We start from the raw sequence: 17,050 nt of genomic DNA on the forward strand, positions 1-17,050 counted from the left end.
CGGGCGCTCCGTGACCGGGCCGGGAGTACGGTGGCGGTACCGAGCGCACCTCGCACGCCGTCATCCGTTTCGGCGTCGCCCTCGGGGAACGGCAATGCCGGAGCACATCGTGTCCGGTCGGAAATGAGCCGCCCCACATGAGCCTCATGAGTCTCGGAGTACTCGCCTCCTCCCGCAAGGAGAACGAGTTCCGCCTACCGCTGCATCCCCGCCACCTCGACCGGATCGCCCCGGACGTACGCGAGCGGATCTTCCTCGAACAGGGCTACGGCGAACGGTTCGGCATCGCCGACGACGCGCTGCGACCACTCGTGGCCGGCCTGCGCCCGCGCGAGCAGCTCATCGCCGAGTGCGACATCGCGCTGCTGCCCAAGCCGATGCACGACGACATCGCCGAGCTGCGCGAGGGCCAGGTCCTGTGGGGATGGCCGCACTGCGTGCAGGACGAGAAGATGACCCAGATCGCCATCGACCGGCGGCTGACCCTGATCGCCTGGGAGGCCATGAACCACTGGACCTCCACGGGCGCCTTCAGCGTCCATGTGTTCCACAAGAACAACGAGCTCGCCGGCTACTGCTCGGTGCTGCACGCCCTCCAGCTCGGCGGGCTGACCGGCCACTACGGCCGCCGCCTGCGCGCGGTGGTCATCAGCTTCGGCGCCACGGCGCGCGGAGCGGTCACCGGCCTGGGCGCCATGGGGGTCACCGACGTCACGGTGCTCACCCAGCGCGCCGCCGCGGCGGTGGCCTCGCCGATGCCCTCGGTCGTGATGGCCCACTTCGAGGAGCAGGAGGACGATCCGTCGCGTCTGCGGGCCGTCACCGCGGCCGGTTCCATGCCGCTGGCGGAGTACCTGGCCGGGTTCGACATCATCGTCAACTGCGTCCTGCAGGACACCGACGCGCCGCTCATGTTCGTCACCGACGAGGAGCTCGCCCTGTTCCGGCCGGGCACCTTCTTCGTCGACGTCGCCTGCGACGAGGGCATGGGCTTCGAATGGGCCCGTCCGACCACCTTCGGCGAGCCCATGCCCGCGGTGGGGCCGGGCTGTCACTACTACGCGGTGGATCACAGCCCGTCCCACCTGTGGAACTCCGCCACCTGGGAGATCAGCGAGGCGCTCCTTCCCTACCTGCGCAAGGTCATGAGCGGTCCCGCGGCCTGGGACGCCGACCCCACGGTCAGGAAGGCCGTCGAGATCCGCGACGGGGTCGTCCAGAACCCGAAGATCCTCTCGTTCCAGCACCGGTCGGCCGCCTATCCGCACGCTCCCGAGGTTCTGACGACGCAGCCGAGTTCCTAGGCCTCGGTGAACATGTCGATGTTCATTCGAACATTGGCATGGTAGAAATGGCGTCATGGATGTCGCAGACCGTCTCGACCTGACCCTTCGCCTCGTTCAGGGGCACGGCCAGGACCAAGGGCAGGGGCGGGTCTCCGTCGCCGAGCTCGCTCAGCGGCTCGGTGTCTCGGAGATGACCGTGCGCCGGGACCTGGACGTGCTGGAGCGGCAGGGGCTGGTGCGGCGGGTGCACGGCGGGGCCGTCGCCGGGCGGCCGCGCGAGGAGGGCGGCGGCTTCGAGGCCCGGCAGGCGTGGCAGGCGGCGACGAAGGACCGGCTCGGCGCTGCCGTCGCCGGACTCGTCGAGCCGGGGTCACGGGTGCTGCTGGACGCCGGCACCACGACCGTGCACGTGGCGGAACACCTCGCCGCGCGGGGCCCGTTGACCGTGGCCGTGCTCAGTCTCCAGGCGGCGCTGCGGCTGGCCGACCGGCCCGGCATCGACCTGCTGGTCGTCGGCGGCCGGTCCCGCCCGGGTGAGCGGTCCCTCGTCGGACCGCTGGCCCTGCGCACCCTCGAGTCCCTGGCCTTCGATGTGTTCGTGATGTCGATCGGCGGGGTGCACGCCGTGCACGGCTGGTCGGAGTTCTCGATCGAGGACGCGGCCGTCAAGCAGGCGGGGCTCGGTCAGGCCGCCCGTACGGTCGCCGTCGCCGACGCGACCAAGCTCGGTGTGCGCGCGTTCAGTCAGGTCGCTCCGCTCGACGCCGTGCAGTCCTTCGTCACCGACGCCGCCGCGGCGGACCCCGCCACCCATCCCGGCGGCCCGCAGACCCTGGACGCCCTGCGTGAGGCGGGCGTCGAGACCCGGCTGGCCTGAACCCGCTCCGAACCCGTTCCAGGAGACCCCGTGAAACCGCTGATGATCCTGGTCGCCGGTCCGTACCGCTCGGGCACCGGCGACGACCCCGCGAAGCTCGCGGCCCATGTGACGGCCATGAACGAGGTCGCCCTCGTCCTGTTCCGCGCCGGGCACCTGCCCGTCACCGGTGAGGCGCTCGCGCTGCCCCTGCTGGAGGCGGCGGGTGGCGCCGCCCCCGGCGACCCGCTCTTCGACGAGGTCTTCCACCCCGTCGCCGAACGCCTGCTGGAGCGCTGCGACGCGGTGCTGCGCATCGGCGGTCCTTCGCAGGGCGCGGACCGGATGACCGACCAGGCCCGTGCCCAGGGCAAGCCGGTCTACGCCGACCTCGGCGCCGTCCCCGACGTCGCCGCCACCCTCCTCGAAGGCCGCCGATGACCGAGCACGTCGCCCCCTCACCCGCCCCCGCGTCCGGCTCCCACGACGCTCCGCCCCACGACGCTCCGCCCCGCCCCGCCCCCGGCACCCCCGGCATCGACGTCCCCGACCCCCGCGGCCGCACCGGACTCGACCGCCACGGACGCGACCTCACCGGCAACGACCGGGTCCGCGTCCTCGACGTCGAGGTGCTCGCCTGCGACTGGTCCGTCCTGCGCCGCACCACCTTCGACTACCGGCACAGCGACGGCCATTGGAGCCGCGAACTGCGCGAGACGTACGACCGGGGCGACGGCGCCACGATCCTGCTCTACGACCCCGACCGCCGTACCGTCCTGCTCACCCGGCAGTTCCGGCTGCCCGCGTACGTCAACGGACATCCGGACGGCATGCTGCTGGAGGCCGCCGCCGGACTCCTGGACGGCGACGACCCGCGCGAGGCGATCCGCCGCGAGGCGGCCGAGGAGACCGGCCGCGCGGTGCACGACGTCGAGCATGTCTTCGACGCGTTCATGAGCCCCGGTTCGGTCACCGAGCGCCTCAGCTTCTTCGCCGCCCCCTACGACGCCTCCGCCCCCGGTGCCGACACGGCGGGCGTGGCGGCCGAGGGCGAGGACATCGCCGTCGTCGAACTCCCCTTCACCGAGGCCCTCGACCTCGTCCGCACCGGCGCGATCGCGGACGCGAAGACCATCATGCTGCTCCAGTGGGCCGCGCTGGACGGCCCGTTCGGGCCGTCGGCGGTCAGCCCACGCTGAGCCCGGTGAGGTCGGCCAGCGGCAGCGTGTGCTGGGTCTGGAGGACCTTCGCGCGCAGGTAGCGGACGTTGTGCGGGGTCGTGAAGACGCCCGTCGGGACCCGGTCCTGGACCTCGATGCCCAGGTCGCGCAACTGGCCGGCCTTGTCGGGGTTGTTGGACAGCAGGTCCAGGCTCGTGATGCCCAGGGCGCGCAGCATCTGGGCGGCGGCGGTGTAGTCCCGGTCGTCCTCGGGCAGGCCGAGCGCGGCGTTCGCCTCGTAGGTGTCCAGGCCCTGGTCCTGGAGGGCGTACGCGTCGAGCTTGTTGTAGAGGCCGATGCCGCGGCCCTCCTGACGGAGGTAGAGCAGGACACCGCCGGTCCCGGCTATGCGCTCGACCGCCTCGCGCAGTTGCGGCCCGCAGTCGCAGCGGGCCGAGCCGAAGACATCACCGGTCAGGCACTCGGAGTGCAGCCGGACCAGGGGGGTGGCGCCGGGCGCCGGCTCGCCGAGGACGACGGCGACGTGCTCCTGGCCGTCGACGAGGCCGTGGAAGGTGACCAGTTCGGCGTCGACGGAGTAGCCGTCGGGGAAGCGCAGCGGTACCCGGACGCGGGCGCGCGGGGTGGCGGCGGGGGTGTCGGGCATGCGGTCTCCCGGGTCCGGAGGACGGTGGCAAGGCGGCACTGGGCCGCCCTGTGCTTCAGATTTGAAGCAGATCCAACGAGTCGTGACCCTATCCCATGCTTTAAATTTGAAGCAACTGGTTTGTGGCGCCCCTCACGCCTCTCACGAGTCCGCGGTCAGGCGGTCACGGGGTGCCGGAGCAGGGCGACGAGCGGCGGCGCCACGGGAGGTCCTCCGGTGCCGTCTCGCCGCCGTCGTTCTCCTGGAACCCGCGTGCGACCTGCGTGAAGATCTCCTCCAGCTGGCCCACCTGCTCGGGGGTGAGCCGGTCGAACAGGGCCGCGCGGACCGTCTCGACATGGCCCGGCGCCACGTTCTCCAGCACCGTGATGCCCTCGTCCGTCAGGACCGCGACGCTGCCGCGCTTGTCCCACTGGCAGTCCTCGCGCCGCACCAGCCCGTCCTTCTCCAGCCGGGAGACCGCGTAGGTCAGCCGACTGCGGGTGATCTTCAGCCGCTCCGCGAGGTCGGTCATCCGCAGCCGCCGCTCCGGGATGTCGGAGAGGTTGGCGAGGATGGAGTAGTACAGGTGGGGCATGCCGGCCTCCTGCTGGAGCTGCCGGTCGATCGCGTCCTCGAGGAGGAGGTAGCCGGCAACGTACGCGCGCCAGGCGCGTTGCTCCTCGGGGGTGAGCCAGCGAGTCGTCATGCCCCCAGTGTAAGTTTGTTTCAAACTTGAACCAAGCCCTGCCCGTCATCCCAGGGAGAGCCGCGCCGATGCCGTACCCGTACGTCCTGCTGTCCGCCGCCGTCTCCCTCGACGGCTATCTGGACGACACCACGCCCGAGCGCCTGCTCCTCTCCAGCCGCGCCGACTTCGACCGCGTCGACGAGGTGCGGGCCTCCGTCGACGCCATCCTCATCGGCGCCGGCACGATCCGCGCCGACAACCCCCGGCTCCTGGTGAACTCCCCCGAGCGCCGCGCCGCCCGCGAGGCCGCCGGGCTGCCGCCGTACCCCCTCAAGGTCACCGTCAGCGGCTCAGGGGACCTCGACCCGGCGGCGAACTTCTGGCACACGGGCGGCGAGAAGATCGTGTACACGACGGAGAAGGGCGCCGAGCGGGTCCACGCGCTGGGCATCGCCGCGGACGCCGTCCCGCTCGGCCCCGAACTGGACTGGCGCCGCCTCCTCGAACACCTCCACGACGTGCGCGGCGTGCGGCGCCTCATGGTCGAGGGCGGCGGAACGATCCACACCCAGCTGCTCCGGCAGGGCCTCGCCGACGAACTCCAGCTCGTCCTCGCCCCGCTCTTCGTGGGTGACCCGGCCGCGCCCCGCCTGTTCGGACCGGGCGGCTACCAGGGCGGACGCCTGCGTCTGGTGGAGACCCGGCGCATCGAGGACGTCGTCCTGAACCGCTACGAGCCCACCGCCCCCGGTGCCGGACCGCTGCCCGCCGCGGCCGACCGGCACTGGCTCGCCCTCGCCTGCGCCCTCGCCGCCGACTGCCCGCCGTCGGAGACCGCCTTCAGCGTGGGCGCGGTGATCGTGGCCGCCGACGGCACGGAACTGGCGCGCGGCCACTCCCGCGAGGCCGGCGACCCGGTCGTGCACGCCGAGGAGGCCGCCCTCGCGAAGCTCGACCCCGCCGACCCCCGGCTGCCCACCGCCACCGTCTACAGCAGCCTCGAACCGTGCGCCCGCCGCTCCTCCCGCCCGGCCCCGTGCGCCCGCCTCATCCTCGACGCGGGGGTGCGCAGGGTGGTCACGGCCTGGCGCGAGCCGGACACCTTCGTCACCGAGGCGGACGGAACCGGCCTGCTGACGGCCCAGGGTGTCGACGTCCTCGTGCTCCCGGAGTACGAGGAGCGGGCGAAGGAGCCGAACCGCCACCTCCTCTGAGGCCACCGGGGCCCCGCGGATCAACCGATGTGCTTTCCGCCCCGCTGATGGCGTACAGTTGTGTTCATCGCCGCGGGGTGGAGCAGCTCGGTAGCTCGCTGGGCTCATAACCCAGAGGTCGCAGGTTCAAATCCTGTCCCCGCTACTGATAAACCGAAGGCCGGAATCCGAAAGGGTTCCGGCCTTCGGTGTTTCGTCGACCACTTCGACCACTTCGACCACTTCGACCACTTCGACTGCGTCGACTGCTTCAACTGCGTCGACCACTCCGATCTGTTCCTCACTCTTGGTGACCGGTCGACCGCCCTGCGCATAACGACTGAGTCACCATCAAAACTTCCGTGACTGATGAAGCGTTTCCGGGGCATGTCGAGGCGTGGTCAACTCGCCCGTTTTTCACCGCTGGTAGCCCAAAAGTCCAGGCCAGAAATGTTGTTGATCAAGAGGAACAGCTTGGAAACCCACCCCCGGGTCTATTAACGTTCGATAACGCAGCGCGGTCGTCCCAGCCGGCACCAGAGTCGGCTCCGTGCGGCACGTGCCGAATCCCGCAAGGGAACCGGGGAACCACCACCATGGGGTGAATCACGCGGAAGCCGTCGTGAACTCGCAGAGTCCACGATCGGTATACGCGCGTAGGAGACCTTCCCGCTCCGAACCCGTCAGCTAACCCGGTAGGCGACGGAAGGAAAGGAGTGCGCCCGCGTGGCGTCCAACCCGCCTGCCCCCGAGGCCCCGTACGCGCCCAGCCAGCGGTCCACCGAGACCTTCGGCTACGGCGGCTACCGCCCCGACGAGGGACCTTGGGAGGAGTGGAACCCCACCGCGGAGTCCACTCGCCCGGTACGCGGCAAGCACCGCGTCGCCAAGCAGCGGGGCGGCGGATTCGCCCGCAGCTCCACCGTTCTCGGTGTCGGCGTCATAGCCGCCGTCAGCGCGGGTGGCATGGCCAGCGCCAACACCGGCAAGGCCCCGGTCTCCATCTCGATGCCGGACCTGCCCAACGTGGGCTCGCTCATCTCCGACGAAGAGCCCGTCCCGGAAGCCGCGCCGGCCCTCGCCAGCTTCGGCTCCGAAGCCGCCGTGGACACCGAGGAGAGCACCGCCGACGCCGGCGAGGCGCTGCGCAGCCGGATCATGGCGCAGGCCGAGTCGCAGCAGTCCCAGGTCGAGGTCAAGGCCCTCGCCGCAGCCGCCAAGGCCGAGTCCGACGCCGCCGCCAAGGCCGAGAAGGAGGCGGAGGCCAAGGCCGCCGCCGCGAAGAAGAAGGCCGCCGAGGAGGCAGCCGCCAAGGCCGAGGCCGCGCGCCTGGCCGAGCTGGCCAAGCAGTACACGCTGCCGACCTCCTCGTACACCATCACCTCGACCTTCGGTCAGGCCGGTTCGCTCTGGTCCTCCGGCTACCACACGGGTCTCGACTTCGCCGCGCCGACGGGCACGCTCATCAAGGCCGTCCACAGCGGCACCATCACCGAGGCCGGCTGGGCCGGTTCCTACGGCTACCGCACCATCCTGACCCTGGACGACGGCACCGAGCTGTGGTTCTGCCACCAGTCGTCGATCAGCGTCAGTGTCGGCCAGAAGGTCGCCACCGGTGATGTGATCGGCCGGGTGGGCGCGACCGGGAACGTCACCGGGGCCCACCTCCACCTCGAGGTCCACCCGGGCGGCAGCGCCGAAGGCATCGACCCGGCGGCCTGGCTGCGCGACAAGGGCCTCAACCCCTGAGTCGTCCCTCCGGAGCCCTGAGTCGTCCCTTCAGAGCCCCCGAGCCGGCCCGCCGGGAATCCCGAACCGTTCCTTCGGACCCCGTGAGCCGGTTCGTACGGTCATCCTGATCCACCCGGCAGCCCTGACGCCCTCCGCGTCGGGGCTGCCGGTCTGTTCCGGTCACAGGCGCCGGTCACAGGCGCCGGTCATACGTGCTGTTCACATGTTCTTCGCGTCACGCCCGGAATGGGCGGGCCGTCGGCGCCCGTTGACACGAAGCATGACTTCTCTTCGCAAGCTCGGCTCCTCCGACCTCGAGGTATTCCCGCTCTCCCTCGGCGGCAACGTCTTCGGCTGGACCGCCGACGAGACGGCCTCCTTCGCCGTACTCGACGCCTACGCGGCCGCGGGCGGCAACTTCGTCGACACCGCCGACTCCTACACGGCGTGGATCGACGGCAACAGCGGTGGTGAGTCCGAGACCATCATCGGCAGGTGGGTGCAGGCCCGGGGCAACCGCGACGACGTCGTGATCGCCACCAAGGTGAGCCAGCATCCCGAGTTCCCCGGCCTGTCCGCCGACAACATCAAGGCCGCCGCCGACGCCTCGCTCCGCCGCCTGGGCACCGACCACATCGACCTCTACTACACGCACTTCGACAAGCCCGAGGTGCCCGTCGAGGAGATCGTCGGCGCGCTCGACGAGCTGGTGCGGGCGGGCAAGGTGCGGCACATCGCCGCCTCCAACATCACGCCCGAGCGTCTCCAGGAGTCCCTGGAGTTCTCCGACCGTGAGGGCCTGGCCCGGTACGTCGCCCTCCAGCCCCACTACAACCTGGTCTCCCGCGACACCTACGAGGGCGGACTGCAGGACCTCGCCGCCCGCTTCGGCCTCGCCGCCGTCCCGTACTTCGCCCTGGCCGCCGGTTTCCTCACCGGCAAGTACCGGCCCGGTACGACCGTGCAGAGCGCCCGCGCGGCCGGCGCCGCCAAGCACCTCGACACGGAGCGGGGCCGCAACGTCCTCACCGCCCTGGACGAGATCGCCCAGGCCCACGACACCGAGATCCCCACGGTCGCCCTGGCGTGGCTCGCCGCGCAGCCCACGGTGGCCGCGCCGATCGCCTCCGCGCGGACGGTCGAGCAGCTGCCGGCGCTGCTGGGGGTGGCGCAGTTGGAACTGACGGCGGAGGAGATCACCCGGCTGACCCGCGCCTCGGCCTGATGACCCGACCCGGGCCCCGGCCCGACCTGCCCCGGCCCGACCTGCCCCGGCCCGACCTGCCTCGGACCGGCCTGCCCAGCCCGGCCTACCGGTGCGAGTGGGGAGCGGGATACGGGCCCGACGGATACCCCGGTCCGGGTCCGTGCGTGGGGCCGGGCCCGGGCCCGGGGACGTGTGCCGCGGGGTACCCGTAGCCGTATCCGTACCCATACCCGTACCCGTACCCGTACGACGGCGCCGCCGGACTGCCGTACACCGGCGCCGTCGGGTGGCCGAATCCGGAGCCCTGGCCCTGGCCGTGGGCCGGACCCTGGCCGTACCCGTACACCCCGGGGACCGGCCAGGGCGGCGCGGCCACCCGTACCGGCGGGGCCGTCATCCGGGCCGCGTGGTCCAGCGCGGGCCGGGCGACGTCCATCCGCCGCCACAGTTCGTTGAGCAACTCCCGCTCGCGTACGAGGAAGTCCGCGCCGGCCCGCCCCCGTCGGCCGCGGTGCCGCAGGAACGCGAGGGACGTCGCGTACGCCTCGTACCGAGCGACCTCCCGCGCGGCCGGCTTGCCGAGGTGCCGGCCGGCGTACTCCCGGGCCAGTCGCCGGGCCCGCATCGAGCCGAGCGCGAACGGCTCGGCCGGGGTGAGCCAGCCGGCGGCCGCGTAGGCGGGCAGTTCCTCGCGTACGGTGCGCAGCTCGCGTTGCCGCGTCCACACCACCAGCCAGGTCAGCAGCCCGAACGCGGGCACCATGATCGCCACGTACACCGCGAAGAACCCGAACTCGCCGAACGACGAGGAGCCGTTCCACAGGGCGTGCATGCCCATCGCGAGGAGCAGTCCGGCCAGCGGGACCAGCACGCGCCGCAGGTGCTGGCGGTCCCCGGAGAGCGCGGCGACGCCGAAGCCGATGCCGGTCAGGACGGTGAACAGGGGGTGCGCGAACGGCGACATGACGACGCGCACGAAGAAGGTCGCGGCGGTGACCGAGGCGATGCCGGTGTCGCCCGTGAGCTGGTCGGTGCCGAAGGCGGTGCCGAGGTAGAGGATGTTCTCGGTGAAGGCGAACCCGGTGGCGGTGACCCCGGCTATGACCACGCCGTCGACGATCCCGGTGAAGTCCCGCCTGCGGAAGAGGAACACCAGCAGGACGGCGGCGGCCTTCGCGGACTCCTCGACGATCGGCGCTATGACGGTCGCCCCGAGGGTGTCCGCGCTGGACGGGTCGGCGGTCGCGGTCGCTATCCATCTGGTCGCGAAACTGTTGGCGATGATGGCTATCAGCGCTGCCGCGCACGCGCCCCAGGCGAAGGCGAAGACCAGGTTCCGCCAGGGTCCGGGCTCGACCCGGTCCAGCCATCGGAAGGCGGCGACCAGCAGCGGCACGGGCAGCACGGCGAGCCCGAGTCCGACCAGGAACCCTTCCGTACCGGTCTGTTCGCGCACCATCGCGAGGATGACCAGGCCGGACAGCGTGAGCAGGGTGATCAGCGCCCCGTACCGCACCCTCCCCCAAGCCCTCGGCTGCGCTCGGCCCCGGGGGGACCCCCACCGCTGCCACCAGTGAGCGTGCCGGAGCACACCGTCCTCGGGTGCGCCGCCGGGATGCGGCGGACGGGGCGGAAACGGAGGACAGATGGCCACGGCATCGACCCTAACGAGGGAGAGGACTGTGGTGGAGGGGGAGGTCGGTCGGTGATCCCTTGGTCGGTCTCGTTGACCGGCCCCCTGGGCGGTCAGCGATCCCCGGGCCGGACGCGATGCTGTACGCGACGGAAGAGCAGATCGTTCACGACGTGACCCTTGTCCAGCCCCTGCCCCTCGAAACGGGTCAGCGGCCGGAACTCGGGCCGGGGCGCGAAACCGCCGTCGGTCCGGGTGTTCTCGAAGTGGGGGTGCGCGGTCAGCACTTCGAGCATCTGCTCGGCGTACGGCTCCCAGTCCGTGGCGCAGTGCACGGTCGCGCCCGGCTTCAGCCGGGTCGCGGCGAGGTCGAGGAACTCGGGCTGGATGAGGCGCCGCTTGTGGTGGCGCTTCTTCGGCCAGGGGTCGGGGAAGTAGACGCGCAGCCCGTCGAGCGAGTCCGCCGGCAGCATCTCGCGCAGCAGGATGATCGCGTCACCGTTGGCCACCCGGACGTTGGCCAGCCCGGTGCGGTCCGCGAGGTTGAGCAGATTTCCCTGCCCGGGCGTGTGCACGTCCACCGCGAGGATGCCGGTGTCCGGGTCGGCGGCCGCCATCTGCGCGGTCGCCTCACCCATGCCGAAGCCGATCTCCAGCACGACGGGACGGTCGTCGCCGAACAGTTCGGCGAGGTCGACGGCGTGTCCGTCGATGTCGAGCCCCCACTTGGCCCACAGCCGCTGCAACGCGTCCGCCTGCCCGGCCGTCACCCGGCTGCGCCGGGGCTGGAAACTCCGGATCCGCCGCTCGAAGTGCGACCCGGCGGGATCGGCCTTGGGCCCGTCGGGGAACCTGGGTTCCCCCTTGGCCCGGGTGTGCCGAACGGACTCGCCCGGGTGGTGCTCGCCACCGGGAAAGGGCTGGGGGACTTCGGGGGTGCTCACGGAATCAGACACAGTGGTGTCGATTTTACGGGTCGGCTCCCGGTGCCTGCCGCGCCCGTGGGCGCGGCACCCGGCCGCCGCCTCCGTGGGCGCGGCACCCCGCCGCTCACGCGTCGGTCAGCGCTTGCAGGGCCCGGCGGGCCACCTCCCGCCCGATCGGCAGTGCGGCGGTGGCCGCCGGCGAGGGCGCGTTCAGCACGTGGACCGTCCGCGGCCCCTCCCGTATCAGGAAGTCGTCCACCAGAGTGCCGTCCCGCAGCACCGCCTGCGCCCGCACCCCGGCCGCCGCCCGCACCAGGTCCCCCTCCTCCACCGCAGGCAGCAGCCGGCGCACCGCGTCCACGAACGCGCCCTTCGACACCGACCGCCGCAGCTCCCCGACCCCGTACCGCCAGTGCTGCCGGCCCATCCGCCACACCCCGGGCCAGGCCGCCGTCGCCATCGCCTCACGGGGCCGTACGACGCCCCAGCCGTACCCCTCCCGGGCCAGCGCCGGCACGGCATTGGGGCCGACGTGCACACCCCCGTCGATCCCCCTGGTCAGATGGACGCCGAGGAACGGGAACGCCGGATCGGGCACCGGGTACACCAGCCCGCGCACCAGCTCCGGCCGCGCCAGCTCGTAGTACTCGCCCCGGAACGGCACGATCCGCACCTCGGGCTCGTCCCCCGTCAGCCGGGCGACCTCGTCGCAGTACAGCCCGGCGCAGTTCACCAGCACCCGCCCCCGTACGACGTCCCCGCGCGCGGTGAGCACCGCCACCCCGCGCTCCGGCCGCCGGTCGATCCGCACGGCCCGCGCGCCGTACCGGATCTCCGCCCCGGAGGCCCGGCCCAGCTGCCGTGCGACGGCCGTGTAGTCACAGATCCCGGTCGTCCGCACGCGTATGGCGGCGAGTCCCCGCACCTCGGGCTCGTACTCCGCGATCTGGGCGGCGCCCAGTTCCCGGACCGGAATCCCGTTCTCCCGGCCGCGCTGCACCAGTGCGTGCAGGCGGGGCAGCTCGGCCCGGTCCGTGGCGACGATCAGTTTGCCGGTGACGGAGTGCGCGATGCCGTACTCCGCGCAGAACTTCGTCAGCTCCGCCGCGCCGCGTACCGCGTACCGCGCCTTCAGCGACCCCGGCCGGTAGTAGATCCCGCTGTGGATGACGCCGCTGTTGCGCCCCGTCTGGTGCCGGGCGACCCCGGGCTCCTTCTCCAGCACCGTCACCCGCGTACCCGGGGCGGCACGCGTGATCGCGTACGCCGTGGACAGCCCGACGATGCCCCCGCCGACCACGAGCACATCACAGTCGTAAGCGATCTTCGACACGTACACCACCTCCCGGCTTCGATAGTGCACTGCGCCACTGACAGTGCCTTCAAACCCGGGTCGGGCGTCATGCGGGTCCTGCGTCGCCCTGCGTCGCCCTGCGCCGTCCTACGCCGGAGTCATCAGCAGGGGCCGGGCCCGCTCGCGCAGTTCCACCACCCTGGGTTCGTCGCCGTAGGGCTCCAGCCGATGCAGAAGATCCTTGACGTACTCGGTGGTGCGGGCGGAGGAGATACGCCCCGCCACCTCCACGGCCCGCACTCCCTGCGCGCAGGCGGCGTCGAGGTTCCCCGACTCCAGTTCGGCGACCGCCGAGACGACGAGCCGCAGCCCATGCGACCGGACGAACTCCTCCGTCGGCTGCGACAGCGCCTGCTCGGTGAACCTCCGCACCTGACGCGGAGCCTTCAGGTCGCGGTAGCACTCGGCGGCGTCGGCGGCGAACCGGTCGTAGGAGTAGAAGCCCAGCCAGGACGGATCGTGGTCGCCGTCACGGGACCGCTCCAGCCAGCCCTCGGCGGCCTTCAGCGCCGCGCCGGCGGCATGCGCGTCCCCGGCGCGGGCGTGCGCGCGTGCCTCGACGAGCCGGAAGAAGCTCATCGTGCGGGCCGTGGCCAGCCCCCGGTTGCGCTCCAGGGCCGCCTGCGCGAGATCGACGCCCTCGTCGCCGAAACCGCGGTAGGTGGCCTGGAGGGACATGGAGGCCAGGACATACCCCCCGAGGGGTACGTCGGCCGCCGCGCGGGCGAGCCGCAGCGCCTGGATGTAGTAGCGCTGCGCGGCCTCCTGCTGACCGGTGTCGAAGGCCATCCACCCCGCCAGCCGGGTCAGTTCGGCGCTCGCCCCGAACAGGGCCCGGCCGACCTCGTCGGAGTACGAGCCGAGCAGCAGCGGAGCCGCCTCCACCCGCAGGCACTCCGGCACCATGGACGAACGCCAGTCGCCGCCTCCGTACTTGGAGTCCCAGCGTCTGGCGTCCTCGGCGGCCTCCCGGAGCTTCTGCACATCGCTGTGGCCGACTTTGAGCGGTGCGCCGGACTCCTCCACGAGGTGTGCGTCGCGCGCCACCGAACTGTCGGCCGGGGTTATCAGCCACCGTGAGGCGGGCGTCGCGTACGCGCTTACTGCGAACGATCCGGCCAGCGACTGCCAGATGCCCCCGGAACCGGCCCGGCGGCCGGCGAGGTCGAGGCGATAGAGCTCCGTGGCGGAGCGCACGGCCTGGTTGACGTCCCTGGGGAAGGCGAGGCCCACTTCTGGCGCGGGATCCGCGTCCGCCAGGCCGATCTCGTGGAGCGGCACCGGACGGCCGAGCTTCTGACCGATGGCGGCCGCGATGAGGTGGGGCGCGGCGCCCTGCGGCACCATGCCCTTCGACACCCAGCGCGCCACGGACGTCTTGTCGTAGCGAAGAGTCAACCCGCGTTGAGCGCCAAGATCGTTGACGCGTCGCGCGAGTCCTGCGTTGCTGATTCCCGCGAGGGCGAGAACGGCGCCGAGTTTTTCGTTCGGCCCGCGTTGCTCCCTGGACATTGCGCCACCCCTCGACACAGACGGCTGCCGCGCTGGCATAACCATGCGGCATTCGTAAACCCAGCGTAGTTCGCCGCATCCCAAGCGTTAAGGGGCATTCTTCCGGTTGGCGGGATTGTGGTCCGTACGAATGCCGGGGCGCCGGTACGGACCGTCGCGGCGTGCTCCCGCTGTGTGGCCGTGCGCCCGGCCGTGCGCTCTTCTCCGGCCATCACGGGAGCGGTTCCATGGGCCGTGCGTGGGTCGGCCCGCTGTACTGGATCCAGTGGGCTGGGGGACACCGCCGCCTTCATCCCCGCGGGCGGCGGAACGGTCCGGGAGGCGGCGTCCGTCTCCCGGACCGGCGCGAGCCTTACCGGGCACGCGTGTGTGTACGGAGCGTGTGCGAAGCCTGCGCGGGAGGTTCTCGACGCGCGGCGCGCCACGGGGATTTGGCCGAAAATCGACCCTCTGTTCTGTGGGGGACAACGCCTCCCACCACGGAAATCGAGGGCGCGCAGGGCGTCTTGGGGGAGCGTACCGGGGGCGCATTCACGTCGCAGACACCGGGGTGCGCAGCGACTCCCCCAAGGGTGCCGACGAGTTGACGCGGGCGCAGTCCCCGGATCGCGAGCGGCGCCGCCTCCTTCTGCAGCGCGTTCTTCGTGGCAGCATGGTGAACCGTTCGTACGGTGCACTCGGTTGTCCACAGCCTGTGGAGGCGTCCATGCGGTGGTTGGTGGGATGGAGCAGCACCGCCGCGGGCGCGCTGGGCGGATCCGTTGCGCACGACGGTCGTCACGACGACGATGCGGCGTACGGAGGGCGGGTCGGCCACGACGGCGAGACCCTGCACCCGGTCGGCTCCCAACTCCTGTGGGGCGACCCCGATCCGCTGTGGGCCGTAGGCGACTGGCGCCCCGACGAGGTGCGGGTGGTGAAGGCCGACGCCCAGACCCGGGTCGCGGTCCTCGGCACCTGCGGCGCGACCGACGAACAGCTGCGCATCGGACTGTTCGCCGCGCGCGGAGGGGCACTTCGGCATCTGACGGCCTGGCCGGGCAGCTACACGGCGATCGTCCAGGTCGGCCGGCGCATCACCGTCTGCGGCGATCTGGCGGGCGCGCGCCCGGTGTTCCACACTCCCTGGGCCGGTGGCACGGCGTACGCGACGGCCGCGCTGCCGCTGGCCGACCTCATCGAGGCCAATCTCGACTTCGGCCACCTGGCGGCGCTCCTCGCCGCCCCCGACGTACCGGCCGCCCTGCACGACTCCACCCCGTACGACGGCGTGCACCGCATTCCGCCGGGGCATGCGCTGATCCTTCGCGCCGGGGCCCGTGAGATCGCCGGGTACGAGCAGGTCGCCTCGCTCGCCGTGGCGGCGCCCCTGGCCGACCCGGACAGCGCGGTCGGCGCCGTACGCGACGCGCTCATCGAGGCGGTACGCGCGCGTCTGGCCGCGCCCCGGCACGTCCCCGACATCGACCCAGGCCCCGTGCCCGGCATGGGGCCCGCGGAACGGCGTGCCGCGCGCGGGATGCCCGTTCCCGGCATCGGCGCCGACCTCTCCGGCGGTCCGGCCTCCGGCACGCTGGCGCTCCTCGCGGCGGGTCTGCCCGGCATGCCGGGCACGCTGCTGGGGCACGGCACGGGCGCGGGGGAGCGGCTGTTGGCCGTCACCTTCAACGACCTGGCCGTCGGCGGACGCGAGGCCGAGCTGGAACGGGCCGGCACCCTGGCGGCCAACCCGCGCCTGCACCACGTCGTGGTGGCCGGCGGCGAGGAGGCCCTGCCGTACGCCGACCTGGACGGCCCGCTGACCGACGAACCCGGCCCGAGCCTGGTCACGGCCGCCCGCCACCGGGCGCGCCTCGCGGCGGGCAGCGCGGACCACTTCACGGGCTACGGCGCCCGCCAGGTGCTGGACGCCCACCCGGCCCGCCTCGCGGACCTGTTGATGGACCGCAAACGCCGTCATCTCGTGCGCCCCGTGGCGGCGCTGACGAAGGCCGACGGCTCGGTGCTCGTCCCCGCGCGCGTGTACGGGGCGGCCCGCCGGCTGGCCCGTACGCCGTACCGCGCGGGCGTGGAGGGCCTGGCCGAACGCCTCCTGCACCGCAGCTTCGGCTCCGACGACCCCTCAGGCGCCGTAGGGGCCTCCCTGGCGGCCCTCACCTGGGGTGGAGCGGGCCCTGCCGCGCGCTGGCTGACGGGGGAGGCGCTGGCTGAAGTATCGGTTCGCCTCCAGGGCGCCGCGCACCGCACCGGCGTGGGACCGGGCCAGCGTCCGGGCGACTACCGGGCCCGCGCCGCCCTCGCCCGGCACGCCATGGACCTGCGCGTCCTGGAACAGGCCGCCGAGATCCGCTCCCAGCGACTGCACGCGCCGTTCCTCGACAACCAGGTCGTCCGCGCGTGCCGCGCGCTCCCCGAGACCCTGCGCGTGCAACCGGGGGCGCGTGCCGCGATCCTGCGCACCGTCCTGAAGGGCGCCGGCGTCACCGACCTCCCGCCCGGCTGGGGCGCCCCCTCCCAGGCGTCCGCCACCGCGGCGGCCCGGGCGGGCCTGCGCATGGCCATGGACCCTCTCCTCACCCTCTTCGAGGCGCCCCTTCTCGCGGAGGCGGGCCTGATCGAGGCGAGAGTGGTCCGCAAGGCCCTCAGAGCCGCCGCGGCGGGCGAACCCCTCCCTCTGGACGGCCTGGCCGACCTGGTCTCCCTGGAACTCTGGCTCCGCCGCCTGCTGTCCCGCAGGGGCACCTGCTGGACGGGCACACCGGCACGCGCGCGTGCCGTACCGGCCGGCATCGCGCCCCAGCGACGGGCGGTCTCCTCCGGAGGGTGAGAGACCCACCGCCCACAAACCCCGTGCC

At 72.4% G+C, this 17,050-nt stretch carries 15 protein-coding genes, 1 tRNA gene and 1 riboswitch; of the genes, 9 read left to right on the forward strand and 7 right to left on the reverse strand.

The window, feature by feature from the left end; genetic code table 11:
* Positions 1-137: 137 nt before the first annotated feature.
* Genes OG933_RS23390 through OG933_RS23405 form a run of 4 tightly spaced genes read left to right on the forward strand, consistent with a single transcriptional unit; the run spans position 138 to position 3,341 of the window.
* Positions 138-1,304, forward strand: coding sequence for a N(5)-(carboxyethyl)ornithine synthase (locus OG933_RS23390; RefSeq protein WP_405628786.1), 1,167 nt, complete (start codon positions 138-140; stop codon positions 1,302-1,304).
* Between the two features lie 55 nt (positions 1,305-1,359).
* Positions 1,360-2,163, forward strand: a complete 804-nt coding sequence (locus tag OG933_RS23395; RefSeq protein WP_405628787.1) for a DeoR/GlpR family DNA-binding transcription regulator — start codon at positions 1,360-1,362, stop codon at positions 2,161-2,163.
* A gap of 42 nt (positions 2,164-2,205) precedes the next feature.
* The gene (locus tag OG933_RS23400) at positions 2,206-2,583 is read left to right on the forward strand and encodes a DUF4406 domain-containing protein (RefSeq protein ID WP_405633484.1); all 378 of its coding nucleotides are present in this window, start codon (positions 2,206-2,208) and stop codon (positions 2,581-2,583) included.
* Positions 2,580-3,341, forward strand: coding sequence for an NUDIX domain-containing protein (locus tag OG933_RS23405; protein WP_405628789.1), 762 nt, complete (start codon positions 2,580-2,582; stop codon positions 3,339-3,341). Before OG933_RS23400 ends, OG933_RS23405 begins: the two co-directional genes overlap by 4 nt.
* Here OG933_RS23405 and ribA read toward each other — a convergent pair.
* Positions 3,328-3,969 (reverse strand): GTP cyclohydrolase II, encoded by a 642-nt coding sequence (ribA, locus tag OG933_RS23410; RefSeq protein ID WP_020131253.1) that lies wholly within the window; start codon positions 3,967-3,969, stop codon positions 3,328-3,330. The two genes, OG933_RS23405 and ribA, sit on opposite strands and share 14 nt — an antisense overlap.
* A gap of 163 nt (positions 3,970-4,132) precedes the next feature.
* Positions 4,133-4,657, reverse strand: coding sequence for a MarR family transcriptional regulator (locus OG933_RS23415; RefSeq protein WP_362536147.1), 525 nt, complete (start codon positions 4,655-4,657; stop codon positions 4,133-4,135).
* Between the two features lie 68 nt (positions 4,658-4,725).
* Here OG933_RS23415 and OG933_RS23420 point away from each other — a divergent pair, with 68 nt between their 5' ends.
* Together OG933_RS23420 and OG933_RS23425 are read left to right on the forward strand one after the other, a co-directional pair.
* The gene (locus OG933_RS23420; RefSeq protein WP_405628791.1) at positions 4,726-5,853 is read left to right on the forward strand and encodes a dihydrofolate reductase family protein; all 1,128 of its coding nucleotides are present in this window, start codon (positions 4,726-4,728) and stop codon (positions 5,851-5,853) included.
* 71 nt (positions 5,854-5,924) lie between these two features.
* Positions 5,925-5,998 (forward strand) — tRNA-Met (locus tag OG933_RS23425).
* Here OG933_RS23425 and OG933_RS23430 read toward each other — a convergent pair.
* A complete protein-coding gene (locus OG933_RS23430; protein WP_405628793.1) occupies positions 5,980-6,120 on the reverse strand; it encodes a hypothetical protein in 141 nt (46 codons plus the stop codon). The genes OG933_RS23425 and OG933_RS23430 overlap by 19 nt on opposite strands.
* Before the next feature lie 262 nt (positions 6,121-6,382).
* Positions 6,383-6,551: riboswitch (cyclic di-AMP (ydaO/yuaA leader) on the forward strand.
* A gap of 7 nt (positions 6,552-6,558) precedes the next feature.
* Between OG933_RS23430 and OG933_RS23435 the strand changes: the two genes are divergently transcribed.
* On the forward strand, positions 6,559-7,581 hold the full coding sequence (locus tag OG933_RS23435; protein WP_362536151.1) for a M23 family metallopeptidase: 1,023 nt from the start codon (positions 6,559-6,561) through the stop codon (positions 7,579-7,581).
* 262 nt (positions 7,582-7,843) lie between these two features.
* On the forward strand, positions 7,844-8,788 hold the full coding sequence (locus OG933_RS23440) for an aldo/keto reductase (protein WP_267019548.1): 945 nt from the start codon (positions 7,844-7,846) through the stop codon (positions 8,786-8,788).
* Positions 8,789-8,873: 85 nt separating this feature from the next.
* On the opposite strand, the gene OG933_RS23445 is transcribed toward OG933_RS23440, so the two are convergent.
* From OG933_RS23445 to OG933_RS23460, 4 genes are all read right to left on the reverse strand, one after another.
* On the reverse strand, positions 8,874-10,424 hold the full coding sequence (locus OG933_RS23445) for a PrsW family intramembrane metalloprotease (protein WP_405628795.1): 1,551 nt from the start codon (positions 10,422-10,424) through the stop codon (positions 8,874-8,876).
* Positions 10,425-10,516: 92 nt separating this feature from the next.
* A complete protein-coding gene (gene trmB, locus OG933_RS23450) occupies positions 10,517-11,359 on the reverse strand; it encodes a tRNA (guanosine(46)-N7)-methyltransferase TrmB (protein WP_362536155.1) in 843 nt (280 codons plus the stop codon).
* A 94-nt stretch (positions 11,360-11,453) separates the two neighbouring features.
* The gene (lhgO, locus tag OG933_RS23455; protein ID WP_405633486.1) at positions 11,454-12,671 is read right to left on the reverse strand and encodes an L-2-hydroxyglutarate oxidase; all 1,218 of its coding nucleotides are present in this window, start codon (positions 12,669-12,671) and stop codon (positions 11,454-11,456) included.
* A 99-nt stretch (positions 12,672-12,770) separates the two neighbouring features.
* Positions 12,771-14,195: a hypothetical protein gene (locus OG933_RS23460; RefSeq protein WP_028807071.1), complete on the reverse strand. Its 1,425-nt coding sequence runs from the start codon at positions 14,193-14,195 to the stop codon at positions 12,771-12,773.
* A gap of 706 nt (positions 14,196-14,901) precedes the next feature.
* On the opposite strand from OG933_RS23460, the gene OG933_RS23465 reads away from it, so the two are divergent.
* Positions 14,902-17,022: an asparagine synthase-related protein gene (locus OG933_RS23465; protein ID WP_362536157.1), complete on the forward strand. Its 2,121-nt coding sequence runs from the start codon at positions 14,902-14,904 to the stop codon at positions 17,020-17,022.
* The last annotated feature ends 28 nt before the right edge of the window (positions 17,023-17,050 follow it).

The sequence above is a fragment of the Streptomyces sp. NBC_00016 genome (genome assembly GCF_045040885.1).
In the GTDB taxonomy this organism is placed as follows: domain Bacteria; phylum Actinomycetota; class Actinomycetes; order Streptomycetales; family Streptomycetaceae; genus Streptomyces; species Streptomyces coriariae.

What these genes read in the sequence shown, in the direction of transcription:
- OG933_RS23390 (WP_405628786.1), top strand. Translation starts at nt 138, where the DNA reads ATGAGCCTCATGAGTCTCGGAGTACTCGCCTCCTCCCGCAAGGAGAAC.
- OG933_RS23395 (WP_405628787.1), top strand. Translation starts at nt 1,360, where the DNA reads ATGGATGTCGCAGACCGTCTCGACCTGACCCTTCGCCTCGTTCAGGGG.
- OG933_RS23400 (WP_405633484.1), top strand. Translation starts at nt 2,206, where the DNA reads ATGATCCTGGTCGCCGGTCCGTACCGCTCGGGCACCGGCGACGACCCC.
- OG933_RS23405 (WP_405628789.1), top strand. Translation starts at nt 2,580, where the DNA reads ATGACCGAGCACGTCGCCCCCTCACCCGCCCCCGCGTCCGGCTCCCAC.
- ribA (WP_020131253.1), bottom strand. Translation starts at nt 3,969, where the DNA reads ATGCCCGACACCCCCGCCGCCACCCCGCGCGCCCGCGTCCGGGTACCG.
- OG933_RS23415 (WP_362536147.1), bottom strand. Translation starts at nt 4,657, where the DNA reads ATGACGACTCGCTGGCTCACCCCCGAGGAGCAACGCGCCTGGCGCGCG.
- OG933_RS23420 (WP_405628791.1), top strand. Translation starts at nt 4,726, where the DNA reads ATGCCGTACCCGTACGTCCTGCTGTCCGCCGCCGTCTCCCTCGACGGC.
- OG933_RS23440 (WP_267019548.1), top strand. Translation starts at nt 7,844, where the DNA reads ATGACTTCTCTTCGCAAGCTCGGCTCCTCCGACCTCGAGGTATTCCCG.
- OG933_RS23460 (WP_028807071.1), bottom strand. Translation starts at nt 14,195, where the DNA reads ATGTCCAGGGAGCAACGCGGGCCGAACGAAAAACTCGGCGCCGTTCTC.
- OG933_RS23465 (WP_362536157.1), top strand. Translation starts at nt 14,902, where the DNA reads ATGCGGTGGTTGGTGGGATGGAGCAGCACCGCCGCGGGCGCGCTGGGC.